The following is a 26,929-nucleotide window of genomic DNA, read 5'->3' on the forward strand; positions in this document are numbered from 1 at the left end:
AGGCGACACGCCACGAACCCCGCTCCGCACGGCCTGGCACTGACCCGCCAGGGCGTGCCGACCTACGCCCCCAACCCCGACGCGGCCAAGGGCGGTTACGTCCTGTTCGAGGCCGAGGGCGGCGAGCCGCAGGTGCTGCTGATCGCCACCGGTTCGGAGATCGAGCCGGCAGTGGCGGCCCGGGCGCAGCTCCAGGCCGAGGGCGTCCGGACCCGGGTCGTCTCCATGCCGTCCGTGGAGTGGTTCGAGGAGCAGGACCGGGACTACCGGGACAGTGTCCTGCCGCCGGCGGTCAAGGCGCGCGTCGCGGTCGAGGCCGGTATCGGTCTCACCTGGCACAAGTACGTGGGTGACGCCGGTCGCATCGTCTCCCTGGAGCACTTCGGTGCTTCGGCCGACGGCAAGGTGCTCTTCCGCGAGTTCGGCTTCACCGCCGAGAACGTGGCCGCCGCCGCCCGGGACTGCCTCACCGCCGGACAGGACGTGTCTCCCGAGCCGGACGACAGGCTCGGGCGTCTCTCCGAGCAGGGCGTCGCGATCTGGCTGGATGACCTGTCCCGACGGCGGATCACGTCCGGCAACCTCGCCGAACTCGTGGCACGGCAGCGCGTCGTGGGCGTCACCACCAACCCGACGATCTTCCAGCAGGCGATCGGTGACGGTGGCGACTATGCCGACCAACTGCACGAGATGGCCCTGCGCGGGGTGACGGTCGCCGAGGCGGTCCGCATGATCACCGCGGCGGACGTACGCGACGCCGCCGACATCCTGCGGCCGACGTTCGACGTCACCGGCGGCCGGGACGGGTGGGTCTCCATCGAGGTCGACCCCAGGTTCGCGCACGGTACGGAAGCGACGGTCGCCGAGGCCAGGCACCTCGCCTGGTTGATCGACCGCCCCAACGTGCTGATCAAGATCCCGGCCACCCGGGCGGGCATCGAGGCCATCACCGAGGTCGTCGGACTGGGCATCAGCGTCAACGTCACGCTGATCTTCTCGCTGACGCGATACCGCGAGGTCATGGACGCATACCTGACGGGTCTCGAAAGAGCGCGGGCCAACGGCCTGGACCTGTCCGGGATCCACTCGGTGGCCTCCTTCTTCGTCTCCCGTCTCGACGCCGAGATCGACAAGCGGCTCGACGCGCTCGGCACGCCCGAGGCCAAGGCCCTGCGCGGCAAGGCCGCCCTCGCCAACGCCCGCCTCGCCTATCAGGCGTACGAGGAGTTCGTCGCCGCCGGCCGCTGGTCGGCACTGGAGAACGCCGGCGCCAACAGGCAGCGTCCCCTGTGGGCTTCCACCGGAGTGAAGAACAAGGCGTACCAGGACACGATGTACGTCACCGGGCTGGTCGCACCGGGCACTGTCAACACCATGCCCGAGGCGACGCTGGAAGCCGTCGCCGACCACGGTGAGATCACGGGCAACACCATCGCCGGCACCTACGAGCAGTCCCGCGCCGATCTCGACGCCGTCGCGGAACTGGGCATCCCGTACGCCGTTGTCGTGAACGCCCTCGAAACGGAGGGCATCCGCAGGTTCCAGGAGTCCTGGGACACCCTGCTGAGTGCCGTGCGGGGGGCCCGGCCGCGCGACGACCGCAGGCGGGCGTGACCGGCCGCCGACGGCCCCGCCCCGGTGGGGCCGTCGGCGACGAGCGCGGCGGCCGGTCCCTCCGCACAGCCAGGGCCTACCGGACGAGCTCCCAGTCCTGCGAGCCGTCCGTGGCCGCGTTCTGCAGGGTCAGCGGCGCCCCGTCCGAGGCACCGGTCAGGTACAGGCCGGTGTTCTTGACCGCCTGCAGTCTGTAGAACCCGTCGTCGGTCCTGACGAGGTTCCAGCTGCCGGTGGAACTGTCGTCGACCCACTGGCCGATGCGCTGGCCGGCCGTCGCGTTGCCGGTCCAGATGGCCGCCGCGCGGCCACCCGACTTGTTCAGCAGCGTCACACCGCCCTGCGGCGCGGTCACCACATGCCAGTACTGGGTGTCCGGGTTCGCCGCCGAACCGGGCTCCTCCAGGCGGACGTCGGGAACGTCTCCGTTGCCGATGTTCGCGTCGTTGGTCTTGTTCCCGGTGCCGATGACCTGGTCGGTCTTCCGGTTGACCAACTGGTGGTAGGGGCCGTCCGAGTGGCCGAGGTCCACCTCGGCGAACCTGAGCGTCGAGGTGCCCTGGTTGTTGAGGATCGCGATGCGGCCGGTGCCTTCCACGTACTGCAGGTTGCGGCTGTAGCCGGCCGACGAGGTCGTCTGGTACTCCTTCCAGACACCGTCGCCGCGTCCGCTCTCGTTGACCCAGACGTTGCCGCTGCCGGCGGCGTTGTAGACGAGGCCCCCGCCGGGCAGCCTGATGATCACCGGACTGCCGCCGGTCGCGAGCGTGCGGGAGCCCGCGGCGACCGGCAGCGAGGTGACGGACTCGCCGGTGGGGGAGCCTCGGTAGAACTCCAACGGGCTGTCGGCGATCCGGTATCTGGTGTTGGCTCCGCCGCCCCAGTACTCGTAGGTGAGAAGCCACTTGCCGTCCGTCGTCCGGACGACGTTCGTCATCCCCGGCCGCCCGCCGCCGATCTCCGTCTTGCCGCCGCCCATGTCCTGGTTCAAACCCGCGAGGTCGACGACGGGAGCGCTCCACGCCGCGCTGCGACCGTCCCAGGTCTTGTGGACGAGGATCTGGCCGAGCGAGTCCTTGGCGGTGCCGTTCGCGGGATCCGGTGTCGGGACACCGGTCGCCGGATCGAAGCCGGTGTAGTCGTTCTCGTCGGAGTAGTAACAGACGAGCTTGCCCTTGTAGACCATCAGGTACGGCTCCCACAGGGGATCCACCTGCCTGCCGGTGTTCGCGTTGGCGATGTTCTGACCGGTCGCCCCGGCGCTGCCGCCCTGCCAGCCGCCCGTCGCGACGACGTTGAGGACCTTCCACGTCGCGCCTTCGTCGGTACTGGAGTACAGCGCGATCGCCAGGTCCTTGCGGTCGCCGTCGTTGGACGGCGTCCAGTTCGGGTCGGCTGCCTTGTGCTCCTTGTAGTAGTAGTCGTCGCCCGACACGACACTCGCCAGGAGCAGCGTCCCCTGCTTCAGGTTCCCGACGTCCTGCGGCAGTGTGTAGAGGTACGGGTTCGTCCAGTTGCTCGTGTACTTGGCGTACTTGGGGTCGGTGGACAGGTACGCCGGAGCCTTGACCTCGGACAGCGACTGCCACGTCGTTCCGAGGTCGTCACTCTTGTGGACGGGGAGCGTCTGTCTGTCGGCGCTGCCCGTCGCGGACACGACCGTGGACCTCTCGAACGACGCGACCAGACGCCCGCTCGGCAGCTGCGCCGACTTCGGGTAGACCGCGCAGTTGCCCCGCCCTTTCAGACACGGTTCGCTGCCGAGCTGGTAGAGGATCCCGCCCGTCGGGTTGTACGCCTGGGCGCTGGTCATCGGGATCGCCAGCATCGCGGATGCCGCGGCGAAGGTTCCCAGCGTCTGTCCCAGCCTTCTTCTGTGCACAGCCCCTCCTCGGGGATGGACCCCGGTGATGCTCACCGGGGATGGATCAGGACACGAACACGCGGACGTCCCAGGCGCCGAGCTCCAGCGCCGTGCCCGCGGGGTAGGACATGCCGTTCAGGGCGTCGGAGAGGTCCACCGGCGCGGGTACGCGCGCCGGTTCCCAGCTCCAGTTGTGGACGATGTGGACGCGGCGTCCGTCGGGGGAGGTGCCCGAGGTCGCGGTGACGGACGTCGGGAGGTCCTGCCAGGCGCCGCGGGCGGCCGGTGCCATCCAGGCGGCCAGCGCCCGGGCGAGGTCGCGGCCGGGGACGGTGCCGACACAGGTGACGCGGCCCGCGCCGTGGCGGCGGGTGGTGACGGCGGGCCAGCGGCCGAAGTGCGGGTGGTCGTAGCCGGCGAGTACGTCGGCGTCGGTTACGGTGAGGCCGTCCACCCAGCGGGTCGCCGTCGCACCCTCGGGCAGGTCGAGCGGGCCGCCCGGCGCGGACCGCACGGGGACTTCCCGTACGAGGTTGCTGAACTCGTCGTACGCGACGCCCGCGGCCTCGGTGAGACGTCCGGGCGCCGCTTCGTGCCGGGCCCTGGCCTCGTGGTCGGCGTAACCGGTGCGCGGGCCGAGCACCAGGTGCCCGCCCGCCTCCGCGTAGGCCGCGAGCCAGTCGAGCATGGAGTCGGCGGCCATGTACAGCGCCGGGACGACGAGGACGGGGTGGCGGCGGACGGCCTCCTCCGCCGACAGGCCCTCCCTCTCCCCGCGCGGATCGTGCAACTGGCGGGCGTGGACGATGCGTACCTGGCGTCCGGCGTCGAAGGCGCCACGGTAGAAGGGGTCGAAGAGGCGGTGGTAGGCGGTGGGGTCGGGCTCACCGTCAGGGGTCGCGAGCGGCGGGTACTTCTGCATGAGCCACTTGCTCGGCGTCGAGTACACCATCGTGATGTCGGCGTCCGGTTCGAGCCCGGCGACGAGCGGGCCGGCCGCTTCGAACTCGGCGCCCAGCCGGGCGAGTTCGGCGTACGTGCGGCCCGGCCGACCGGTGTGCGGCAGGACGCCGCCCCAGTAGGTCTCCGCGCCGAAGTGCAGCGTGTGCCAGTGCCAGTACTCGATCATGCGGGCGCCACGTGCCACGAGCGCCCAGGCGGCCTGCCGCCACTGGCCGTCGTAGGCGGGACGGTTGTGCCACGGTTCGCCGATGGAACCGGCGTTGGTCTCCGTGACGAGGAAGGGTTGCTGGCGGGAGGAGAACATCCAGTCGGCGGTCTGGTAGAGGGACCAGACGCCGGTGGTCTTCCATTTCTGCTCGTGGTCGTCAGGTGTGGGGTCGGGGAGCAGGAGGCCGTCCTGCATGTCGTAGTAAGGATTGCCGGAGGCGATGTCGAGACCGTCGGTCAGTTCGTCGTCCTCGACCGCGGGGCGGGTGTAGGAGATGCAGGTGGTGACGAACTGCTCCGGGCCGGCGTACTCGCGGACGATGTCGGCCTGCCAGGCGATGAACTCGGTGACCTGACGGGCCTGGAACTCCCTCCAGGCGACGTCGTACTGGGGCTGGACGTTGCCGTCCGGCGTCCACAGGTCGGCCCAGGTCGACAGGCGGTGAGACCAGTAGACCAGCCCCCACTCGCGGTTGAGGGTCTCGACGTCGCCGTACCTGGCGCGCAGGTGGTCGACGAAACGCTGGAACACGCCGTGGTTGTGGAGGAGTTCGTTGCCGGGCTCGTTATCGACCTGGAATCCGATGACCGAGGGGTGGTCGGCGTACCGGGCGACGATCTTGCGGATGATCCGTTCGGCGTGGAACCGGAACGCGGGGTGGGTGAAGTCGACTTCCTGGCGGGCGCCCCAGCCGATGCGTTCACCGCTCCGCCGCTCGCCCGTGATCTCCGGGTACTGGCGGGCCAGCCACGGCGGCACCGCGTACGTCGGTGTCCCGAGGACGACGGAGATGCCGCGTTCGTGGGCGCCGTCGAGGACCGGCTGCAGCCAGTCGAGGTCGAACTTCCCGTTCTCAGGCTCCCAGGTCGACCAGACCGACTCGCCGACCCGGATCACGGTGAAGTTCGCTTCGGCCATCAGGTCGAGGTCGGTCTTCAGCCGTTCGTCGGGCTGTGGATCCGGGTCGTAGGTGGGCGTGTACTCGTGGTAGTACGCGGCGCCGAAGAGGACGCGGGCAGGCAGAGCCGCCATGAAAGGAACCTCCGGAGAAGGGGGAGTGAAGAGGGCTGTGTGCCCTACTGCTTGACGCCGCCTGCGGCCAGGCCGCTCTGCCAGTACCGCTGGAGCAGGAGGAAGGCGGCGACGAGGGGCAGGATCGAGATCAGGGAACCGGTCACGACGAGCGCGAGCATGTCGCTGCTGGTCCCGGCCCCGCCGTTCTGGGCCTGCGCGGCCCAGGAGGAGAGCCCGACCGTGATCGGGTACAGCTCCGGGTCGTTGAGCATGATCAGCGGCAGGAAGTAGTTGTTCCAGGTCGCCACGAGGGTGAACAGCAGGACGGTCACCAGGCCCGGCGCCAGCAGTCGCAGGGCGATCGTGAAGAAGATCCGGGCTTCTCCGGCGCCGTCGATGCGGGCCGCCTCCAGGATGCTGTCGGGGACGGCGTCCTGCGCGTAGACGCGCATGAGGTAGAGACCGAACGGGTTGACCAGGGAGGGCAGGATGATCGCCCAGGGGGTGTTGACGAGGCCCGCCTCGGCGAAGAGCAGGTAGGTCGGGATCGCCAGGGCGGTGGTCGGGACCATGACGGCGCCGAGGACGAGGTTGAAGGCGGCCCGGTCGCCGCGGAAGCGGAACTTGGCGAAGCCGTACCCGGCCGCGGCCGCGAGCAGGGCCGCACCGATGGCGCTCACGACGGCGTACATCACCGTGTTGAGCAGCCAGTGCACGAAGACCCCGTCGTCCTGGGCGAACGTCTCCTTGACGTTCGTCAGCAGCTGCGGGGCGTGCGAGAACCACAGGCCGAAGCTGTTGAACAGGTCCTGGGTGCTCTTGGTCGAGGCGATCAGCAGCCAGAACAGGGGGAGGAGGAAGTAGGCGAGGGCGGCCAGCATGGCGATGGTCAGCGGGGTGCTGCGGCGCCGGGAGGACGGCGTGCGCCGGCGGAGGGTCGCGGGCCTGCGCTCCTTCGGCGAGGTGCTCGTGGCCGCCGGGGGAGGGGCGGTGGTCGTCACGGGGTCCTCCTGCGGTTCGCGGTGAGCAGGATGGCGTAGGAGGCGATCACGATGACGAGGCCGAGGAGGAAGGACACCGTGGCCGCGTAGTTGACCTGCTGGCCGGTGAAGGCGAGGGAATAGGCGTAGAGGTTGGCGGTGTACGAGCTGCTGATGACGTCCGGGGCGACCTTCATCAGCAGGTTGGGTTCGTTGAACAGCTGGAAGCTGCCGATGACGGAGAACAGCAGGGTGAGCATCAACGCGGGTTTGAGCGCCGGGAGTTTCACCGACCACGCGGTCCGCCAGGCGCCGGCCCCGTCCATCGAGGCCGCCTCGTACAGCTCCTGGGGGATGGTGCGCAGGGCGGCGTACAGAATGATCATGTTGTAGCCGACGAACTCCCAGGTCACGATGTTCGCCAGACTGGCGAGCATCCAGCCCTCGCTGAGGAAGCCGGGCACCGGCAGGTCCAGCGCCCGGCTCAGCTGGGCGAAGGGGCCGAAGTCCGGACCGTACAGATAGCCCCACATGAGCGCGGCGACCACACTCGGCACGGCGTACGGCACGAAGATGCCCAGCCGGATCACCCGGGCGAGCCGCAGCAGACCGCTGTCGAGCGCGAGCGCGAACACCAGCGCCAGCAGGAGCATCACCGGGACCTGGATCACGAAGAACAGCGCGACGCGTCCGACGCCTTGGATGAGCAGGGGGTCCTGGACGGCCTTGACGTAGTTGTCCAGTCCGACGAACGCCGTGCCGCCGACGAGGCGTTCCTGGAACAGGCTGAGGTAGGCGGCGTAGCCGAGCGGCGTGAGGAAGAGCAGGAGGAACAGCACCATGAACGGTGCGACGAACAGCGGCCCTGCCGCACGGCGTCTCCCCTTGGCCAAGGTCGCGGTGGTGGCAGCCATCTCAGCTCCCCTTGACGGTGAAGCCCTGGCCCTCGGCGTACGTGGTCAGCCGCGACTGCCAGGTGCCGAGCGCGCGGACGGTGTCGGTCCTGTCGGCGAGGGACTTGCCGACCGTCTCGGTCCAGTCGGTCGCCGCCTGGTCGAGGAACGGCGGCCACTGGAAGGAGGAGTTGACCGTGGTGCCGATGTCGGCGAACAGTTGGTTGACCTTCTGGCCGCCGTAGAACGACGGTGTCTGTCCGACGAACTCGGGGTCCGTGAGCAGGGACTTGGTCGCCGGGAAGAAGAACTGCTCGGTGGCGAACATCTTCGCGCTGGCCGGGTCGGTGTTGAGGAACTTCGCGAACTCGGCTGCCGCGATGGGGTTCTTGGTCGAGCGGATGACCGCGGTGGTCGAGCCGCCCCAGTTGCCCGAGCTCGGCTTGGCCGCGTCCCACTGCGGCAGGGGGGCCGCCCGCCATTTGCCCGCGGTGGCCTTGGCGGAGCCGGAGAGGAAGACCGGGCCCCAGGCGGCGGTGATCCAGGTGGCGTACTTGCCCTTGTTGAGGGCGGTGTACCAGGCGTCGGTGAAGTCCGGCTCGACCCCGATGACCCCCTCCTTCGCGAGTCCGCCCCAGTACTCGCCGAGCTTCCTGGAGACGGCGTCGTCGACGCTGATGGTGATGTCGCTCTTGCCTGAGGTCACATAGGGCTTGGCGCCCGCCTGCCACTGCAGGCCGTGCCAGGCGGCGGGCTGGTTGGCCGCGAGGTTGGTCAGATAGACGTCGGGGTCGGCCCTGTGGAGCTTGCGGGCGGCCTCGGCGAACTCGTCCCAGGTTCCTGGCACTTCGATCCCGTGCTTGTCGAAGATGTCCTTCCGGTACAGCATGCCCATCGGGCCGGTGTCCTGGGGGATCGCCCAGACCTCGCCGTCGCCGCCGCTGACCTGACCCCAGGTCCAGTCGACGAACTGGTCCTTGAGCGCGGAGGCACCGTAGGGCCGCAGGTCCAGCAGGCTGTTGGTGATCGTGAAGGTCGGGATGGCCTGGTACTCGATCTGCACCATGTCGGGGGCGCCGCTGCCGGCCTTGAGCGCGGTGCGCAACTTGGTGTACTGCGGCGTGCCCTGGCCGGCGTTGACGATCTTGACCTTGACGGCCGGGTACCTCTTCTCGAAGAGCGCGACCTCCTTGGCGATGTTCGGGACCCAGGTCCAGAACGTCAGCTCGGTGGGCGTCTTCATCGCCTTGTCGATGTCGGCCTGGCTGACCGGCTTGGTGGCTGCGGAGGAAACGCCGGAGTCGCCGCCGCACGCGGTGAGGGCGGCTCCCAGTGACAGGGCGCCGGTCGCGGTGAGGAACAGTCGACGGCTCATGGGGGAGGGGACGGGCAGGGACGTGGAAGTGCGCATGGTGGACTCCCGCCGGTGGCGAAGGGAAGGGGAAGACACGCCTGGCGAGGGCGTGCGGAGGCATGGTGGGAAGGCGCGGGGGTGACGACCGAGGCTTGTAGCCGACGTGGTCGGACCATCCGGTGAAGGTGGTGCGGGCACGAGCGTGGGGACGTGGATCAGGGCCCGGCACGTGGATCAGAGCCAGGGACGTGGATCACGGCCCGCCGCGTTCAAGGGTGTCGCGTGTTCATGGGTGTCGCTTCGCCGCCCCTACTGACGGGGGCGTACGGGAGAGCGTGGACGTGACCGGTACGGCGGCTCGTTCCGGGTCACGCAGCCGCCGTGTTCCTGCTGCCCGGACCGACAAGTGCTGTTCAACCCTGGGTGGACTGGCCTCCGTTCGGCGAGGACGGACGGTGCGTGCCCCCGTCGGAACGGGAGGCGGTGCGACGCCCGCGTGCCGGGGGCGTCCGGCACGGCGGGGGCGCGGTGGAGCTGCGGACGATGAGGTCGACCGGTGGGTCGCTCGGGGGCAGGGGGTCCGCGTCGGGATTCTCGATGGTGTGCACCAGACGCTTGAGCCCCTCCTGCGCCACGGCGTCGAACGGCTGCCGCACCGTGGTCAGCGGAGGCGTCACATAGGCGGCGACCGGGATGTCGTCGAAGCCGACGACGCTCACGTCCTCCGGCACGCGCCGTCCTGCCTCCGCCAGCGCACGGATCAGGCCGATCGCCATGTCGTCGTTGGCGGCGAAGACAGCGGTGACGTCACCGTCCTCGGCCAGTTCGCGCCCCGCGCGGTATCCGGACGCGGCCGACCAGTCGCCCTCGACGACCGGAGGTGTGTCCCGCCCCTGGGCGGTCAGCGTCGTGCGCCACCCGTCCAGACGGTCCCGGGCGGCGTACCACCGGTGCGGACCCGCCAGGTGATGAACCGTCACATGACCCAGGTCCAGCAGGTGTTGGGTGGCCGTGCGGGCCATCAGGTCGGCACCGTCCCCAGCGGTCAGCACGGTGGGTGCGGTGACCGGCGAGGGTGCGCCGAGGACGAGAACCGGCACGTCGGCGCGGAGGGATGCCTGTCCGTCGGCATCCGCCTCGTCGATGGGTTCGGAGATGACGATGCCGTCCACGCCCTGATCGAGGAGCGAGTCCACGGCGCCGGCGACGCCCGCCGGATCGCCCTCCATCGTGTTGACCACGCGTAGCGCGTAGCCCGTGTCCCGGACCACCCGTTCCACCCCTATGAGCAGGGAGGCGGGGCCGTACAGAGCCGTGCCGAGCGACACGACGCCGATCGAGCGGGTCCGCCCGGAAGCCAGCGCCCGGGCGGCGTTGTTGCGCCGGTATCCGAGCTGTTCGGCGGCGTCGAGGACACGTCGGCGTACGTCGGCGGAGACGTACGGCTCGTCGTTGAACACCCTGGACACCGTCTTCTGCGAAACCCCGGCCAGGCGGGCCACGTCCACGCTGCGCGGCGTGGCCGCACTCCGGCCCCGCCCTGTCTCTCGTGTCATGGTGCCTCCGGATCGCCGCACGGTAGAGCCCGATGATGTCAGACTCCCCGTGGCTGACTACGCAGTCATGTCTACGCAGTCATAGGGTGGCCGTCAAGAGTTCGGAACAGATCCGTGCATGCGGCGAGGCGCGCACCTCCCGGGCGGCCGGCAGTGCGAGTGGGCCGAGATCACCGAACGAGTGGTGAGCAAGCTGGACGAGGACGCGTCCGATCGGCGGCCCGCGCGGCCCACGGCCCACGCGGCCCGAGGCCCGCGACCCATGGCCCGAGGCCTGCGACCGGCGGTCCGAGGCCTGCGACCGGCGGTCCGAGGCCCGCGACCCATGGCCCGAGGCCTGCGACCGGCGGTCCGAGGCCCGCGCCCACCGACGCCGAGCCCACCCCGTTGGCGGTCCCGGCGGAGACGAACGTAGCCCGAGCCCGGCGGATCAGCTGTAGAAGTTCTTCTGCCAGCGGTGCTTGGCCAGCAGCGAGAGTTCGTCAGCGGTCAGCGCCGGTGCGTCGGTGACCGCCGCGTTGCGTTCCACGTTCGCCAGTGACCTCATCCCGACGATGACCGTGGACACCGCCCGACCGGCGAGGGAGAACCGCAGCGCGGTGGACGCGAGCTCGTCGACGCCGATACCCAGATCGGCGGCGAGGGCGTCCACGCGCTCCTCGACCCGGGCGGGCCGATCGTCCCTGAAGTACCAGCGGCGCCAGTCTCCCTCGGGGAAGGTGACACCCGCGCGGATCGAGCCCGTCAGGGCCCCCTCGTCGAGCGCGACCCGCCCGATCACCCCTACGCCGTGCTCCTCGCAGGCGGGCAGCAAGGCGTCGGACGGCGCCTGCTCGAAGATGTTGTAGATGACCTGGACCGCGTCCAGAACTCCGGTGCGCAGCACGGTGAGCACGTTCTCGGGCTGGTGGTCCTTGACGGAGATTCCGAAGAACCTGATCTTCCCCTCCCGTTTGAGGGCGTCCACCGTCTCCAGCCAGTCACCGCGCCCGGTCCACTCGTCCTCCCAGGTGTGCAGCTGGAGCAGGTCGACGTGGTCGCGGCCGAGCTCGCGGAGGCTGGTCTCCAGGCTCTCGCGCAGGTGCGAGCCGGGGAACGCCTCCATGGGGTCGAGCCCGCTGGGCGCGAGGGAGACGGGAATTTTCGGTCCGACCTTCGTCGCCACGTGCACGCCGTCACCGCCGCCCGGCAGTTCCCTCAGCGCGCGGCCTACGACGCGCTCACTGCGGTCGTACGCCCTGGCGGTGTCGACGAAGGTGACGCCCAGGTCGACGGCACGGTGCAGCGCGCGCACCCCGGAGTCGTCGTCGGCGCCGACCCAGGCGCCCTGGCCGAGCCCCCAGGCCCCGTAGCCGATCTCGGACACGGTCAGCCCTGTACGGCCGAGTTCGCGATAACGCATGTGCTGTTCGGACTCCCTTGGCGACGACCCATGGCCAGGTCGCCTCACCTGCGCCTTCCGGCACGACGACCCGCCCGCCTGACGCTACCGACGTTGGCTTGCGGACCACCACGTCACACCGGTACCGAAACTTTCGAGCAGGAGCCCGCGCGGCACATCGTGCGTTGTCACGAGCCGGCCGCGCGCACCCAGCCGCCGCGCGGTGTGGGGCGTCGGAATTCCGGTCTCCAGTTGTCGACACTTGGCTTCACGTGGCATCCACCCCACCTGGGATGACATAGAAGATGTCCGCTTCCGTGCCGTCGCGTGGCGGGAGTGCCTGTTGAAACGTGTGCGAAACAGGGGGTTGTCGGTGTCTTAAAACGAGGGTTAGTTTAACGGCCATTCGAAGCCCGAGCCGATCGTCGGGTGACCTCCACGGCGTGTGCACACTTCAGGGAAGGGCAGTGCCATGACGCTTGACAGAGCGCAGTTTTCTCGTCGCGGTTTTCTTGGTCTGGGAGTCGCGGCGGGCGTCATCACGCTCACCGCATGCGGGTCCGGCGCGGGTTCGGACGACGACCCCCTCGTGATGACGGTGTGGGGCGGGGAGACCGACCGGGCGACGTACCAGAAGCGCATCGACCTGCTGGTGAAGAAGTACCCCGACCTGAAGGTCAAGCTCCAGCTCATCCCGTCGGACTCGTACCCGCAGAAGGTGCAGACGATGATCGCGGGCGGCAAGGGCCCGGACATCATGCAGGTCGCGGAGAACGTCAACGTCTACTCGAGCAAGAACCAGCTGATGCCCCTCGACGACCTCGCCAAGGGCGCGGGACTGGACCTGTCGAAGCGGTTCGGGCCGATCGGGTCGCTCTACTCGTACGAGGACAAGGTCTACGCGATACCGGACCGCTCCGGCGCGATGATCGTCTACTACAACAAGACCCTGTTCGACTCGAAGGGCATCAAGGCGCCGACGGCCGAGTGGACCTGGGACGACGCCCTGGACGCCTTCAAGGAGCTGACGGCCAAGGGCAAGACGTGGGGCTACGGTGGCGCGGGCTGGTGGCCCCAGTGGTGGAGCTTCGCGTACCAGAACGGCGGCGCCATCATCGACGCCGACGGCAGGCCGACGGCGGACAGCGACGAGGTCGTCGAGGCGCTGCAGTGGGCGGGTGACCTGGTCTTCAAGCACGGTGTGGTGCCGACGAAGGCGCAGTACGCCGACATGGGTACCGACGTCGGCGGCGACCAGGCCTTCGCCAACGGCACGGTCGCGGTCAACGCCACCGGCTTCTGGGCCATCGCCGGTCTCACGGACACCAAGTTCGAGTGGGACATCGCGCCGATGTGGCGCGGCGAGAAGCAGGCCGTGGCCTCCTTCGGCAGCGGCCTCGCCATCTCCCGTACGGCGAAGAACCCGAAGAACGCGTTCAAGGCGATCGACTTCCTCACCTCGCCCGAGGCCCAGCAGCAGATCATCGCCACCGGTCAGGACGTGCCGGCCAACCTCGAGGTGCAGCAGAGCGACGCGTTCCTCAAGCCGGCGTGGATGAAGACCCCCGTGAACATGGGCGTGTTCGCCGAGTCCAGCGAGTTCCTCTTCAAGGCGCCCTTCATCCCCGAGTGGAACGAGATGCTCGCGGCGATCGACACCGCGACGGCCGACTTCTGGCTCGGCAAGGAGAGGAGCGCCAAGACCGCGCTCACCGCGTTGCAGAAGAACCTCGAGTCCATCATCAAGTCCGCTGGATGACCGCCCCATGGCCATGTCGAAGCAACGGCGCCGTGAGGCGCTCTGGTTCTACCTCTTCGTCTCGCCGTGGGTGATCGGGTTCCTCGCGTTCCTGCTCGGACCGATGATCTCGTCGATCTACCTCTCGATGACGGACTGGGACTCCTTCACCCCGCCCAAGTGGGTCGGCCTGGACAACTACGTCAAGCTGCTGACCGAGGACCCCGTGTTCTGGAAGGCCCTCGGGAACACCCTCCACTACGCGGCGATCTCCGTCCCGCTCGGACTGCTGGTCGGACTGTGGCTGGCGAACCTGCTCAACAAGCAGGTCCGCGCCCGCAAGCTGTTCCGCACCCTGATCTACCTGCCCACGCTGGTGCCCCTGGTCGCCGCGTCGATGGCCTTCCGGGTGGTACTCGCCCCGTCGGGTCCGCTCAACGACGCGCTCGGGTGGGCCGGCATCTCCGGGCCGCAGTGGCTGCTCGACCCGAGCTGGGTGAAGTACGCGCTGATCCTGCTGTCGGTGTGGAGCGCCGGCAGCGCGACCGTCCTGCTCCTCGCGGCCATGAAGGGCATCCCGCGGGAGCTGTACGAGGCGGCCGAGATCGACGGCGCCGGCCCGGTGCGGCAGTTCTGGAGCATCACGGTCCCCCAGCTGACCCCGGTCATCTTCTTCAACCTGGTGATGGGGCTGATCGCGGCGTTCCAGGTCTTCTCCCAGGTGTACATCCTCACCCCGAAGGCGTCCCAGCCCGGCACCTACAACGCGAGCCAGACCACGGTGCCGTACCTGTTCGACCAGGCGTTCTCCTACTACCACATGGGCTACGCGTCGGCGATCTCGTGGCTGCTGTTCGCCGTGATCCTGGTGTTCACCCTGCTGGCCTTCCGCACCACCCGCCGCTGGGTGTTCTACGAGACCGAGGTGAAGTGATGGCGACCGTGGTATCCACCGCTGAGCCGCAGCACGAGGGCGGCAAACGCCAGGAGGGCGAGAGCCACGACAGCGGCCCGCCCCGGGTCCTGAGGGTGTTCCGGGCGACTCCTTTCACCTACGCCACCCTGATCGTGGTGTCGGCGATCCTCTCGACGCCGCTGGTGTTCGCCGTGTCGATCGCGCTGGCGAGCGACCACACGGTGACCACCAACACGTTCACGATCCTCCCGCACGAGTTCGAGTGGCGGAACTTCACCAAGGTCTTCGGCACCGACCTGCCGATGGGGCGGTTCCTGATCAACTCGCTGATCATCTCGGTCGGTTCGGTGATCGGCCAGATGGTGTCCAGCGGTCTGGTCGGCTACGCGTTCGCGCGGCTGCGGGCCCCCGGGAAGAACGCGATGTTCCTCGTCGTCATCGCGACGATGATGATCCCGACGCAGATCACCATGATTCCGCAGTTCATCCTGTTCAAGGACCTGGGCTGGGTGAACACCTATCTGCCGCTGATCGTGCCGAACTTCTTCTCGAACGCCTTCAACGTCTTCCTGGTACGCCAGTTCGTGTCCCGGCTGCCGAACCAGCTGGACGAGGCCGCCATGGTGGACGGGCTCGGGTTCTTCGGCATCTACCGGCGCATCATGCTCCCCATGCTGTGGCCGGTGCTGATCGCGATCGGCATCTTCACCCTGACGTACTCCTGGGGTGACTTCATGGGGCCGTTGATCTACCTCAACGACGAGTCCCAGATGCCGCTGGCGCTGGGCGTGCAGTACATCACCACCACAGCGGTGGCGGGCCAGCCGCCACCGTGGAACCTGGTGATGGTCGGCTCGATCCTGCTCACCCTGCCGATGATCGCCGTCTACTACCTAGGCCAGCGGTACCTGTACGAAATGGACATCAGCGGCGGAAGCGCGGGGGTCAAGTGAGTCGTCCGACAGTCCTCGACAGCGGCATCGAGCTCGACGCCCGGGGCATCCGGGCCGAGGGCAGTCCACGCGTCGTGCTGTGCGCGTCGCTGTTCTACTTCCGTCTGCCGCGGGAGCAGTGGCGCGCCCGGCTGGAACAGGTACGCGCCTCGGGCTACACCTGCGTGGACGTCTACCTGCCGTGGAACTTCCACGAGACGGCACCCGGCATCTGGTCCTTCGAGCACAGGCGGGACGTCGCCGCCTTCCTGGACCTCGCGCGGGAGACAGGGCTGTACGTCATCGCCCGGCCGGGCCCGTACATCTGCTCCGAGTGGGACGGCGGCGCGCTGCCGGCCTGGCTGGGTCTCGACCCGCAGGTGCGGGTACGGCAGCACGAACCGCGCTTCCTCGAACAGGTCACCGCGTGGTTCGACCAGGTGCTGCCACTGCTGGCACGCCGTCAGTACCCGGCGGGCGGTCCCGTCATCATGGTGCAGTTGGAGAACGAGCTGGACTTCTTCGACTGCGAGGACCGCACGGGCTATCTGACCGCCCTGCGCGACCAGGCACTGCGCCACGGCATCACCGTGCCGCTGATCGCCTGCGCCGGACAGGGTGACATCGAGGGAGCGACCGGCGACGTCCAAGGCGTCGTACCGGCCTGCAACTTCTACCCGGACGACGACTCCCCGGACATCGAGCCCGAGGTGCGGCGCTACGCGCAGCTGCTGGCGGAGCGCGACCTGCCGCTGCTGATCACCGAGACCAACCGGCGCCACCGGACGCTCCGCAGGCTCCTGGCGAGCGGCGCCTCGATGATCGCGCCCTATCTGCAGTCCTCCGGCTGGAACTTCGGGTTCACACCCTCCACCGGCAACTGGGGCGAGCCCGGCAACTTCATGAGCCACGGCTACGACTTCGGCGGCTACGTCTCGTCCACCGGCGCCGAACGCCCCGAGTTCACCGAGGCTCAGGTGTTCGCCCGCGTGATCGACACCCTGGGACCGAGGCTGGCACTCGCCACCTCGACGGTCCCCGGCGTGCCGGTGACCGCCGACTTCCCGACCAGCTCGTCACCCTCGGCCCTCGACCTCGACGGCGGCGGCCAACTCGTCGGCGTACCGCACCTGGGCACGGCACCGGGCACGGCGGTCGTGAACGGTGTCGCGGTCGCCGTCGCCGCGGACTCGTGCCCGCTGATGCTCGTGGACGTACCCCTGCGGCCGTACGGTGTCGACGCCACCCTCACCCTGGCGTCCGCGGACCTGGTCGCGGCCGCGGAGGGCGTGCTGACGTTCTCCTCCGACGTGCCGGTCACCGTCGTCGTGGACGGCACCCGGGTCGAGATCCCCGCCCCGAAGCCCGGTTCCCCCACGACGGCGGCCGCCGGGGGAGCGACGCTCGTCGCGCTGGCTCCGCCGGACGCCGCCCGCCTGCGGGCCACGGACCGCGACGGCACGGTGCACCTCACCGAGGCGCCACCCCGCCGGGACACGCCGCCGCCCACCGCCGTGCGCACCGTACGGCGGCGACCGGCCACCGCCCCGGAGCGACCGGCAGGTACCCACGAGCTGCCGCCGACCCTGGAGTCGCTCGGCGTCTACCGGGGGCGCGGCACCTACCGCACCACGGCGGATCTGACGGGCGTCGACGAACTGCTGCTCGTCGGCGCCGCCGACATCGTCGACCTGTCGGTCGCCGGCCGGGTCCGTCCGACGATCGCCGGCTTCGGCGCGGTGCAGCGGATCGACGTCCGGGAAGCGACCGGTGCCGCCGCCGTCGAGGCCGTCGTGGAGATCTGGGGCCACGCCAACTTCGACGACTCACGCCTGCCGGCGCTCCACCTCGGAGCACTGCGCGGACTCGGCACGCTGTGGAAGGTCCGGGAGGCGGAAGACGTGTCGGCCCTGTGGTCGGTGCGTGGCCAGTGGGCGGGCCTGCCCGCTCCCACCCGTGCACTCGGCGGCTGGAGCAGCACCCGCGTCGGCCTCCCCGTCACCTACACCCGCGAGATCCGTTCGTCCACTGCGTCGGCGCTGCACCTGTCGGGGGTGGTCGAGCCGCTGCGCGTGAGTGTGGACAGCGGTGAGGCGCGCACCGTCCACACCGAGGACCCCTGGGTGCTGTTGCCGGCGGGAGCCCACCAGGTCGCGATCACGCTGCCGCACCACCCCAGTGGCGGCGGCCTGCGGGCCGAGCTGCTGCGTCTGGAACCGGTGACGGACTGGTCGTGCGCCGTGCAGGACGACGACCTGCTGACCGGGTTCGCGGCGGAGGGAGGCCCCGCGCAGGGCGTCGAGCTGCCGCTGGCCCTGGACCCGGGAGAGGAGGCGTGGCTCGACGTCGACGTGCCGCCGTCCGACGACGGCTACCTGGTGCGGATGGAAGGCTCACAGATCCGTGTGACCGGGTGGGCGCAGGGAGAGTGCGTGGGACGCGTCTGGGTCGGTGACCGACCTGCCTTCTCTGGCGGAGATTCGAACATAATATGGATCCCGTCGGGATGGTCCGGATTGACCTTGTTGGTGAAGGGCGCCGCCGGGCCTGGCAACGCGGAGCTCCGAACACTGTGGCTGGAGTCTCCTGACGGCTGAGGGAGCAAGGTGGCGCGGCGCACGGCCCGGGATCTTCGCAGCGAGAACCGTTTCGAGGTTCTGCACGCCTTGTTCGAGCGCGGGCCGTCCACCCGTCAGGAACTCGCGCGGCACACCGGCCTCAGTCCGGCGACGGTGGCGACACTGGTCACCGAGTTCCTGTCCGGAGCCGTGCTCCATGTCGCCGCCGTGGAGCGCAACACCGGTGGGCGGCCGCAGGAGCGGCTCACCATCAACCCCGACCGGGGTCGCATCGTCGGCGTCGACGTCGCCGAGACCTACGTCGACGCCACGGTGTACGACCTGGCGCTCGAAGGGCTCGGCCACGGAGAGGTGGCACTCGACGAGCACGAGAACGACCCGGACTACGTCGTCGACGGGATCGTCCGCGCGATCGAGTCGGCCGTCCAGGACGGTGCGACCGAACGCGAGCACGTCATCGGCGTCGGTGTCAGCATGCCGGGTCACGTCCATCCCGAAGCCGGCGTGTCGGTCTTCGCCCCCAACTGGGACTGGCACGACGTCCACGTCGAGAAACTGCTGGAGGAGAGCCTCTCGATCCCCGTGTACGTCGACAACCCGCTCAAGGCGGTCGTCCTGTCGGAGATGTGGTTCGGTGCCGGGCGTACCGAGGACAGCATGGCCGTCGTGAACCTCGGCACCGGCGTCGGCGCGGGCATCGCCATCGACGGCGCACTCGTCCGCGGCACCACCAACAACGCCGGCGAATGGGGCCACACGCTCCTCCGGTTCGACGGCAGACAGTGCCGCTGCGGTAGGCGCGGCTGCGTCGAGGCGTATCTCGGCGCCCCCGGTCTGCGGACGACACTCGCCGAGATCGACCCGGAACACCCAGCGCTGCGCCAGAGGCGACAGCGCGACTTCGTCGAAGCGGTCGCCGACGCCCTCGCGACGGGAGACCCCGCGCCGACAGAACTCGCCCACCGCACCGCCCGCTACCTCGCCGCGGCACTCGGTGACCTGGTCAACCTGCTCAACCTCCCCCACATCACCCTGACCGGCTGGACCTCCGACGCCCTGGCCGAATGGCTCGTGCCCGCCGTGCAAGACGAACTCGTCCACCACGTCATGCCGGGCTCACTGGCAGGCCTCATCGTCGGTCCGTCCCAGGTACCGGGCAACGCCGTCTCCCTGGGCATGGCGGCCTTCACCCTGCAGGACTTCCTCACCCGGCTGGGCCTGGCCAGCCCGGCCGGCACCCGGCCACGCCCGGATCCGGAGCACGGCATCGACCAGTCGAGGCGCGGGCAGGGCGTGTAAGGCGGGTAGGGACATCGCACGGCTGACCGGCGTGCGGAGGTGCTCTTCATGATCTTCACCCACGCGAAGCCGAGGACGGTGAGCAGCAGGGTGAACACCATGACCTCGGCCGCGGCGACCACGAACGCACGCTTTGGGAGGCGTGCCCGGTTTCGGGCGGACATCGCGGACACTGGGTAGCAGCAGAGGGGAGGCCGACCGTGCTGACGACAGTCCGTGAACAGCTGGGCCAGGCCCTGTTCCGCCGCGTCGCGGGCCCCGACGGGCCGGAGACGCGGGCCCGCATCCACGACACCCCCGGCCCGCGCTGGTTCGGACCCGACCGCCCGATCCGCACCGTCCACGGCGACGCCTCGATGTTCATCGGCGGCCTCAGCGCCCTGCTGCTGCAGTCCCTGCACCCGCTCGCGATGGCAGCGGTGGCCGGGCACTCCGGTTTCCGCGGCGACCCGTGGGGCCGGCTCCAGCGCACCAGCACCTTCCTGGCCGTGACGACCTACGGCACTGCCGAGGACGCCCAGCGGGCGGTCGACCACGTCCGCGGCATCCACGAGAGGATCCGGGGGACCACGGACGAGGGCGTGCCGTACCACGCGGCCGATCCGCACCTGCTCGGCTGGGTGCACGTCGCCGAGGCGGAAAGCTTCCTGCGCGCCCACGAACGCTACGGAGCCCGCCCGCTGGACGCGGCCGCCTACGACGCCTATGTCGCCGACACCGCGCGCGTCGCCGAGGCGCTGGGGGTGAGCGACCCGCCGCGCGACCGCCGCGAGCTGTCCGAGCGCCTGGCCGCCTACCGGCACGAGCTCAGGGCCACGTCCGAGGCCCGGTCCACCGCCCGTTTCCTGCTGTTCCAGCCTCCCCTGCCCCTCGCGCTCCGCCCCTTCTACGGCGGGCTGGCGGCGAACGCCGTCGCACTGCTCCCGCCCTGGGCCCGCGGCATGCTGTGGCTGCCCCGGGTGCCGGTCGTCGAGGACCTCGCCGTACGTCCCACGGGATGGGCGCTGACCCGGACCATCCGCTGGGCCATGACCCCACCGGGCCGGTCACGCCCTACGTGAGGGCGGGGATGCGGCCCGGCTTCCGCCGACCGGCGGGAAAACGAGAACGCGCGGGCCGACGGAGTGCGTCGGCCCGCGCGTTCGGTTTCGGCTGGCGTGTGCCGCCACGTCACCGCTTCATGTGCGGCTCTTCCCGGCTACCGGTCGGTCCAGGACGAGCGTGCCGTGACGGCGGCGATGTCAGTCACGTACGTACACCTCCTCCGTCCACGTCATCACGATGTCGATGGGCTGCTGTCCGTCGGGGAAGACCTTCTTCACGGCGTCCGACAAGCCCTTCATCACGGAGTTGCTCTCACCCTTCTCGTAACCGGCGTCGGACAGGGACCGGGTCGCCGACTCGATCGTCATCGGGTTGGTCACGGTCACCTCGACCGAGGCCTTCGTGCCGCCGTTGTCCCATTCCGACGTGGTCCTGTAGCAGCTCAGTCCCAGCACCTTGTAGTCGAGGCTGTAGGAGCCGAGGGCAAAGCTGGACGGCCGACCTCCGTAGATGCCCGCGGTCAGGTATCCCGTCAGGTCGGTGAGGCCCTCCCACGCCTTCTCGATGTCAGTGCGCTTGGAGTGTTTCTTGTGGTAGTGGCCGGACACACCGGCCGCGCCCATGCCCTTGTCCCTGACCAGCTTCTCGATGATCCGGCGGAACTTCCTGAAGTGGTCCTCGTAGCGCAGGTCCTCGACGAGGGCGCTGTCGCTGCTGATCCGCAGCTTCGGGGGGCCTCCGGTGGCGAAAATGGCGACGATCTCGTAGGGCCCCACGTTGATGGGCACCCTGCTGCTGATCGCGCTCGCGCGGTCGCGCGCGGCCACGTACCTGCGGTACGCGGAAACGCGCACCGCGGCCTTCTTGGCTCTGTTGGCAATGGCACGGGCGGCCCGCTTGACGGCGTCGGAGGCCTTCGAGGAGAGACCCGTCGCGTCCGTGTAGTTCACCGGGTTGTTGAGCGAGTAGGTGTACGCGCTCAGACCCTGCGGGTTGTACGGGTCCGCCATCTCGTCGGAGCTGAGGAACCGGCCCAGTGACGCGTCGTACATCCGGGCGCCCAGGAGCGACAGCCCGGTGCCCTCGTCCTCGGGCTTGCCGAGGAAGCCCCGGTCCGTACTGGACGGCAGGACGCTGCTGTCACTTCGGTCCTCGCCGAAGGGCTTGTAGCGGCGGCGGGTGACCACCCCGGCCATGGTGATCAGCAGGCTGGTGGAGGCCTGGGTGTCGCCCAGCAGCCAGGTCAGGGTCCCGTTCGCCGAACCGTCCGCGACGCGCATGGCGACCGAGGTACCGTCCGCCGTGTACAGCCGGGTCGCCTTCGGCGTCCCACCCTGTGCCCGGTGCAGCTCGTGCCCGTCGAGATAGAGCACGTTCTCCGTCGGCGTGGTCCGCAGCAGGACATTGCCGTCGGCGTCGTAGACGTACGTCGAGACCTCGTCGCCGGTCTCCTTGTCCTGGGTGATCCTGCTGATCCTGTTCTGGCCGTTCCACTCCAGGACGGAGGAGACGCCGTCGACGGTCCGGCTCGTCATCTGACCGGCGTCGTTGTAGGAGAAGCTGTCGTCGCCGGCCTTGCCGACGGCGTGCGGCCGGGGCTGGTCCGGGGTGTACGTCTGCTCGTCCGCGCTGTAGCCGGGGTAGGTGTAGTCCTTCGTGGAGCTCCCGGAGCCGGTGGTCTCGGTGACGGACTGGAGGTTGCCCAGCCGGTCGTAGGCGTGCTTCACCTGATAGGGATCCGGACCCGTGAAGTCCGAAGCCGGGGTGGCGGCGCAGGTGGTCGACCCGGTGGTCCAGGCGTCCGTCAGACGGTTGAGGTCGTCGTAGCGGAAGCACTCCTGCTGACCGGCGACGTTCTCCCGTGCGGCCGTGACCTGTCCGGAATTGTCGCGGCTGAGGGTGTCGTCCTGCACCTTCGCGGTGGCGCCCGCCGTCAGGGTGCTCGTGGTGATGTTCCTGAGCCAGCCGCTGCCGTTGGCGTCGTCGTACGCGTACGCCCGGGTCACGGAGGTGCCACTGCCGGCCGTCCCCAGTGATCGGGAGGTGACCCGGCCGTGGTCGTCGTAAGCGGTCCCCGCCAGGTAGGTGCCGAGGCCGCTGGTGAGCGACGTGATGCGGCCCTGCCCGGTGTAGCCCGTGGTGACTGTCTCGGCGGGGAGTCCGCCGACGGCCGGGTGCGAGACGGAGGTCAGGTGGTCGGCGGCGTCGTAGCCGTAGCCGAAGGTGTAGGTGCCGTTCAGTCCGGATCCGTCGTCCGGCACGGTCACCGACTTGGAGGTGATCCTTCCCCTCGCGTCATAGGAGTTGACCTTGGAGACGTACGCCTTGCCGGCCGAGTAGGTGGTGGAGGAGGCGAGGAGGCCCTTGCCTCCCGTGGCGGAGTCGTAGCCCAGGGCCTCGACCACCGTGCTCCCCTCGAGCGTCCTCTTCAGCCGGTTGAGCGTGTCGTACTCCCGGGTGAGGACCCTTCCTTCCCCGTCCGTCGTGACGCTCAGGTTGCCGTTGTCGTCGTACGCGGCCGTGGAGCCGCCCGCGTCCGGGTCGGCCGCGCCGACGCGCTCACCGGCCCAGTTGTAGGTGTAGTGGGTGGTGTTCTCCCGCGAGTCGTGGATGTACTTGAGCTGACCGCTGCGGGTGTACTCGTAGCGAGTCGTCAGTGATTCGGCACCGATGTGCTCCACCAGGCGTGCCTTCTGCCCGTAGACATCGGTGTAGGTGTCGGAGGAGCCGCCCACCGGCGGGAACTCGGTCACCAGGTCGGCACCCAGGTAGCGGGTGACGTTCTTCCCGGCCTCCTGGGGCACCCCCTTCACCTGGACCTGCGACAGGGTCGTGCGCCCGGCCCAGTCGGCCACCACGTCGGTGTAGGACGGGATGTCGGCGAGGGCCGGGTTCACCAGGCCGGATTCGACGGCGCCGGAGTTGTGGAACGCCGAGGACGTGCCCGCGACGTTCCCGGACGAGTCGTAGCGGGTGACGGTGACCAGTCGGCCGGTCCCCGACGGGGCCGGCGTCTGTGTCTCGCGGGCCCGGCCCAGCCCGTCGTAGTAGCCGACCGACTTGATGTACGACGAGCCGGACTGGAGGGTTTCGGAGGTCGCCCTCGTCGCCGCGCCGGTCGCCACATCCGGTACCCCGGTCGCGGAGGCCGCCGTCGGGATGTTGTAGGCGAACCGCATCGACGGGTTGCCGTCAGGGTAGTTGGCCGCCTCGGTCGGCTTGAAGACCTGTGAGATGCGGCCGACGGCGTCGTACACGACGCGGCTGGTGCGGCCGTTGACGTCGACGACCTTCCACGGCTGGCCGAAGTGCCGGGATATGTACTCCGTCGTGGTCGTGGGGTCGGCGCCGCCCGTCCCGTCCGGGTCGGGGGTGGTCGTCGCCACGCCGTCGAGCGGCCACGAGGTGGCCGGGGTGTAGGTGGTCGTCGTCAGGTTGTTCTTGCCGTCCCACGCCTTGACGGTACGTCCGGCCCCGTCGTACTCGGCCCGCGTGCCGCGGTAGGTGGTGGCGTCGGTGTAGGTGCGGATCTGGGTCGCGTTGCCGTCGCTGAGCTTGGTGTCGTTCTCGGAGAAGGAGCCCGCGCCGTCGTAGAAGGTCACCTTGCGCCGGTCCTGGTGCAGGGTGTCCTGGCCGCTTGCCTGGTCCTCCGCCTGGGTGGTGCAGGAGACGGTGTAGTGCCGCTCGTCGTCCGGGAAGACCATCCAGCGCTGCGTGCCGGTCGCGTCGAGGGTGCTGGTGTTGTACGCGCGGCCGTACTCGGTGCAGTGGTTGTCGGAGACCCCGGTCTGACCCCACTCGTCGGTGCGCAGCGGCAGACCGAAGGTGCTGCTGGCGGATTCGGTGTCCTCGTACTCGTACTGGGTCACCTGCTCGCGCCAGGTGGCGGTGTCGGAGTCGGTCGAGGTGTGGACCTTCTCCAGGATGCGCACCTCAGACTCACGGACGAATCGCGCGTCGGGCAGGCCGGTGTACTGGGCGGTGGTGTGTACCCAGTACTTGTGCCACTGCCGCTGCTGCGACTTGCCCTCGTGGTCGCGGGCGGAGGTCTCCAGGGTCTTCCCGGCGAGCCAGGCGGAGTCCTTCCACTTCACGTCCTCCGAATCGGTGATGTTCACCGAACGGGTCTGCGAGGCGTCGGTCTTGGAGGTGCGGTCGCCGTCGAGTCCGCGATAGAGCCAGTGGTAGGTGGAGTGCTTGTTGGCGCCGGCGCCGGTGGTGACCAGGACCCGGCCGTAGCCGCGCCATTCGGACCAGCTCTCGTCCTCGTCCTTGACCAGCGGGTCGGCGGTGAAGCGCCAGCCGGGCGCGCCGTCGTACTGGTAGGTCGTGGTCATCGACGGGTTGCCATCGGTGAGGTCCCCGGGGTCGACGACGACCTTGGTGACGACGAACTTCTTGAACCAGCCTGTCTTCTCCGTCTCGGTGCCCTCCGGTGTCCACTTCTGCCAGAAGCACTCGAAGGCGTTGTCCGACTGAGAGGGCAGGTTGTTCTCGTCGCACTGGCGGGAGACAGCGCCGTCGTTGTCCGTGGCGTGCCCGTAGGTCGCGGTGATCGTCGAACCGGTGTCGGTGAACACCTTGTTGATACGACGGAAGTGCAGCTCGCCGTCGCCGACCTTGTTGTCCTGCCACTCCCCGTTGAAGTTGAGTGTGGGGAGCGTGACGTCGGTGCCCGAGTAGCCGCGGCGCTGGACGTAGTCCAGCCACAACTGCCCGCCTACCGTGCCCGACGGGTTCACCAGCGCGTACTTCATCTGGTACTGCGTGACCAGGTCCCAGTCCGCGGCGTCGTTGTCGCGCACATAGGTCTTGATGTCCCACAGCAGCTTCCGCTGGAAGAAGGTCGGGTAGTACGTCTTGCCCACGCAGGACTCGCCGTCCTCGGGCCCGTCGCAGATCAAATCCACCGGCACGTCCGGGTACGACGCCGGCTTGGCGTCGATGGTCGGACAGTCGGGGGTGGTGTTGTCGAGCGGGTCCTTCTCCTCCATCCGCTCCACACACCGGTTGAGAGTCTCGAACTCCACCTTCGCCGGCAGTTGCGCCCCCGCGATCTGCGAGGACCAGCCGTACTCGATCCGCTTCAGGTAGCCGGCGCTGTCGTAGGAACGGGCCTTGTCGGCCGCGGCGACCGAACGGTAGTGGTTCTTGTCCTTCTCGTAGAAGTAGGCGTTCTCCATCTCGTTGGCCGTCACCACACGGTCCAGGCCCCACCGCCAGGTCTGCTGGCACGGCTCGGGGTACTGCCCGTGACAGGGCTCACCCGTGTCGTCCCCGATCACGGGCACGCGCAGGGTCGAGTTGGTCGCGGCGCCGGTGCGCTGGGAAGTGCCCCAGCCGAAGTAGTAACGGGTGCCGTTCTGATGGGAGACGACCCAGTAGTCCTTGGACCAGTCGTCGGCGTCGTGGGTGAGCCGCTGCACGCGCCAGCCCGGGTCGTCCTTGACGTGGTAGGAGCCGTCGCCGGTCTTGTCCTGCACCAGCTCCGAGGAGAGCCCGTCCAGATTGATGACGTAGACGGCACCCGAGGGCTCGGCGGAGGAGTTGGGCGAGTCCCAGCACAGGTCACCGAAGGCCGGGTGGCCGTCCAGGGTGCAGTTCTTGTACTGCCGCTCGATGAAACCGCCCGCGTTCAGGTCCCAGCCCATGCCGGTCCACGAAGCCTGGTTGTTCGACGCGGAGGTACGACCGTCGATCGACTGCGAGTTGTAGTTCAGCGACAGCGAGGGAGCCTCGCCCATCGGCGGCTCCGGCACCTCGACCGGCACCGAGTACGTGAACGCGCCCGAGCCGAGCGACACGTCCCACTTGCCGGTGGGTGACAGTGAGCTGGCCCGGTAGTCGCCGTCGTCGGACGAGGAGCCGGACGTGACCGCGTAGACCGCGGGCTCGGACAGGGCCGCCATCCCGGAGATCTGCTCCACCTGGGGGGCCGCCACCACGGTCGCGGTCAGCGTCCTGGCTTGGGTGTCGTTGACCGCTGCGACGTACTTGCCGTCACGGCAGCGCTCCAGCTCCGGCGTGGTGGCGGCGCAGGCGGGCAGCTTCAACAGGCGCAGCCGGCCCGCGAAGTCACCACCGTAGGCGTGGGCGAAGCCGGAGTAGTCGATGGAGACGTCGACCTTGCCGGAGGTTTCCCCTCCGTCCTTTCGGGCCACCCTCAGTGCCAGGCCGATGCCGCCGGCCGCCTCGGCCTTCTTCCGGCCGAGGACTTCGACGTCCACCTTGCCGGGCGCCCCGCCCGCCGACCGGTTCCCGGCGCGGGTCTCGCGGACCGACACGGCGGACACCTCGCCGGCGACCGGCCGCGCGGCACGCCGCGCGGCCGGCGCCTCGCCGAGGTCGATGGTCTTCCGACCCGCCTTGGGCCAAGTCACCTTCGGCGCCTCGGTCATGGTGGGTTCCGCCGGCTGTGGCACGGGGGAGTCCAGTGCGCCTGACGGCACGCTCGGTTTCCTGCCGTCCGGCAGCGCTACGGCCGCACTGGGCGCGAACACCACCACCGAGAGCAATCCGGCCAGCAGTCCCTTGCTGACCAGCGCGGCGAGAGTTCGCGAACGAAAACGTCTCACGAGGTTCCTATCTCACATC

The 26,929-nt window shown here is 69.3% G+C and carries 15 protein-coding genes; 7 read left to right on the forward strand and 8 right to left on the reverse strand.

The annotated features are described in order from the left end of the window. Window positions 1-54 precede the first annotated feature (54 nt). Complete coding sequence (tal, locus tag AQJ84_RS22955) at window positions 55-1,614, forward strand: transaldolase (RefSeq protein WP_310591798.1); 1,560 nt, start codon at window positions 55-57, stop codon at window positions 1,612-1,614. A 76-nt stretch (window positions 1,615-1,690) separates the two neighbouring features. Here the strand turns inward: tal and AQJ84_RS22960 are convergent, their stop codons facing one another. The 7 genes from AQJ84_RS22960 to AQJ84_RS22990 all read right to left on the reverse strand — a co-directional run bounded on the left by AQJ84_RS22960 (window position 1,691) and on the right by AQJ84_RS22990 (window position 11,848). After that, on the reverse strand, window positions 1,691-3,442 hold the full coding sequence (locus AQJ84_RS22960; RefSeq protein ID WP_051870163.1) for an RICIN domain-containing protein: 1,752 nt from the start codon (window positions 3,440-3,442) through the stop codon (window positions 1,691-1,693). 100 nt (window positions 3,443-3,542) lie between these two features. Then, window positions 3,543-5,681 (reverse strand): beta-galactosidase, encoded by a 2,139-nt coding sequence (locus tag AQJ84_RS22965; RefSeq protein ID WP_053193044.1) that lies wholly within the window; start codon window positions 5,679-5,681, stop codon window positions 3,543-3,545. A 44-nt stretch (window positions 5,682-5,725) separates the two neighbouring features. After that, window positions 5,726-6,664: a carbohydrate ABC transporter permease gene (locus AQJ84_RS22970; RefSeq protein WP_030043433.1), complete on the reverse strand. Its 939-nt coding sequence runs from the start codon at window positions 6,662-6,664 to the stop codon at window positions 5,726-5,728. Further along, window positions 6,661-7,557, reverse strand: a complete 897-nt coding sequence (locus tag AQJ84_RS22975) for a carbohydrate ABC transporter permease (RefSeq protein WP_030043432.1) — start codon at window positions 7,555-7,557, stop codon at window positions 6,661-6,663. Before AQJ84_RS22975 ends, AQJ84_RS22970 begins: the two co-directional genes overlap by 4 nt. A 1-nt stretch (window position 7,558) precedes the next feature. Next, window positions 7,559-8,947, reverse strand: a complete 1,389-nt coding sequence (locus AQJ84_RS22980; protein WP_030043431.1) for an ABC transporter substrate-binding protein — start codon at window positions 8,945-8,947, stop codon at window positions 7,559-7,561. Window positions 8,948-9,303: 356 nt separating this feature from the next. Continuing rightward, on the reverse strand, window positions 9,304-10,446 hold the full coding sequence (locus tag AQJ84_RS22985) for a LacI family DNA-binding transcriptional regulator (RefSeq protein ID WP_078632287.1): 1,143 nt from the start codon (window positions 10,444-10,446) through the stop codon (window positions 9,304-9,306). Window positions 10,447-10,876: 430 nt separating this feature from the next. Continuing rightward, window positions 10,877-11,848 (reverse strand): aldo/keto reductase, encoded by a 972-nt coding sequence (locus AQJ84_RS22990; RefSeq protein WP_030043428.1) that lies wholly within the window; start codon window positions 11,846-11,848, stop codon window positions 10,877-10,879. A gap of 451 nt (window positions 11,849-12,299) precedes the next feature. On the opposite strand from AQJ84_RS22990, the gene AQJ84_RS22995 reads away from it, so the two are divergent. The 6 genes from AQJ84_RS22995 (at window position 12,300) to AQJ84_RS23020 (ending at window position 20,352) form a co-directional block, all read left to right on the forward strand. After that, complete coding sequence (locus tag AQJ84_RS22995) at window positions 12,300-13,586, forward strand: ABC transporter substrate-binding protein (protein WP_030043427.1); 1,287 nt, start codon at window positions 12,300-12,302, stop codon at window positions 13,584-13,586. A 7-nt stretch (window positions 13,587-13,593) separates the two neighbouring features. Continuing rightward, entirely contained in the window at window positions 13,594-14,499 is a 906-nt protein-coding gene (locus tag AQJ84_RS23000) for a carbohydrate ABC transporter permease (protein WP_030043426.1), read from the forward strand. Beyond that, a complete protein-coding gene (locus AQJ84_RS23005; RefSeq protein ID WP_030043425.1) occupies window positions 14,499-15,434 on the forward strand; it encodes a carbohydrate ABC transporter permease in 936 nt (311 codons plus the stop codon). The genes AQJ84_RS23000 and AQJ84_RS23005 overlap by 1 nt, the downstream gene beginning before the upstream one ends. After that, window positions 15,431-18,010 (forward strand): beta-galactosidase, encoded by a 2,580-nt coding sequence (locus tag AQJ84_RS23010; protein ID WP_053193042.1) that lies wholly within the window; start codon window positions 15,431-15,433, stop codon window positions 18,008-18,010. Before AQJ84_RS23005 ends, AQJ84_RS23010 begins: the two co-directional genes overlap by 4 nt. 9 nt (window positions 18,011-18,019) lie before the next feature. Continuing rightward, a complete protein-coding gene (locus AQJ84_RS23015; protein ID WP_051870162.1) occupies window positions 18,020-19,291 on the forward strand; it encodes an ROK family transcriptional regulator in 1,272 nt (423 codons plus the stop codon). Window positions 19,292-19,491: 200 nt separating this feature from the next. Beyond that, window positions 19,492-20,352, forward strand: a complete 861-nt coding sequence (locus tag AQJ84_RS23020; RefSeq protein ID WP_030043420.1) for an oxygenase MpaB family protein — start codon at window positions 19,492-19,494, stop codon at window positions 20,350-20,352. 180 nt (window positions 20,353-20,532) lie between these two features. Here the strand turns inward: AQJ84_RS23020 and AQJ84_RS23025 are convergent, their stop codons facing one another. Beyond that, entirely contained in the window at window positions 20,533-26,910 is a 6,378-nt protein-coding gene (locus AQJ84_RS23025; RefSeq protein WP_128092344.1) for an RHS repeat-associated core domain-containing protein, read from the reverse strand. Between the last annotated feature and the right edge of the window lie 19 nt (window positions 26,911-26,929).

Origin of the sequence: Streptomyces resistomycificus (assembly GCF_001514265.1) — a bacterium.
GTDB lineage: Bacteria > Actinomycetota > Actinomycetes > Streptomycetales > Streptomycetaceae > Streptomyces > Streptomyces resistomycificus.

What these genes read in the sequence shown, in the direction of transcription:
- AQJ84_RS22960 (WP_051870163.1), bottom strand. Translation starts at nt 3,442, where the DNA reads ATGCTGGCGATCCCGATGACCAGCGCCCAGGCGTACAACCCGACGGGC.
- AQJ84_RS22965 (WP_053193044.1), bottom strand. Translation starts at nt 5,681, where the DNA reads ATGGCGGCTCTGCCTGCCCGCGTCCTCTTCGGCGCCGCGTACTACCAC.
- AQJ84_RS22975 (WP_030043432.1), bottom strand. Translation starts at nt 7,557, where the DNA reads ATGGCTGCCACCACCGCGACCTTGGCCAAGGGGAGACGCCGTGCGGCA.
- AQJ84_RS22980 (WP_030043431.1), bottom strand. Translation starts at nt 8,947, where the DNA reads ATGCGCACTTCCACGTCCCTGCCCGTCCCCTCCCCCATGAGCCGTCGA.
- AQJ84_RS22985 (WP_078632287.1), bottom strand. Translation starts at nt 10,446, where the DNA reads ATGACACGAGAGACAGGGCGGGGCCGGAGTGCGGCCACGCCGCGCAGC.
- AQJ84_RS22990 (WP_030043428.1), bottom strand. Translation starts at nt 11,848, where the DNA reads ATGCGTTATCGCGAACTCGGCCGTACAGGGCTGACCGTGTCCGAGATC.
- AQJ84_RS22995 (WP_030043427.1), top strand. Translation starts at nt 12,300, where the DNA reads ATGACGCTTGACAGAGCGCAGTTTTCTCGTCGCGGTTTTCTTGGTCTG.
- AQJ84_RS23000 (WP_030043426.1), top strand. Translation starts at nt 13,594, where the DNA reads ATGGCCATGTCGAAGCAACGGCGCCGTGAGGCGCTCTGGTTCTACCTC.
- AQJ84_RS23005 (WP_030043425.1), top strand. Translation starts at nt 14,499, where the DNA reads ATGGCGACCGTGGTATCCACCGCTGAGCCGCAGCACGAGGGCGGCAAA.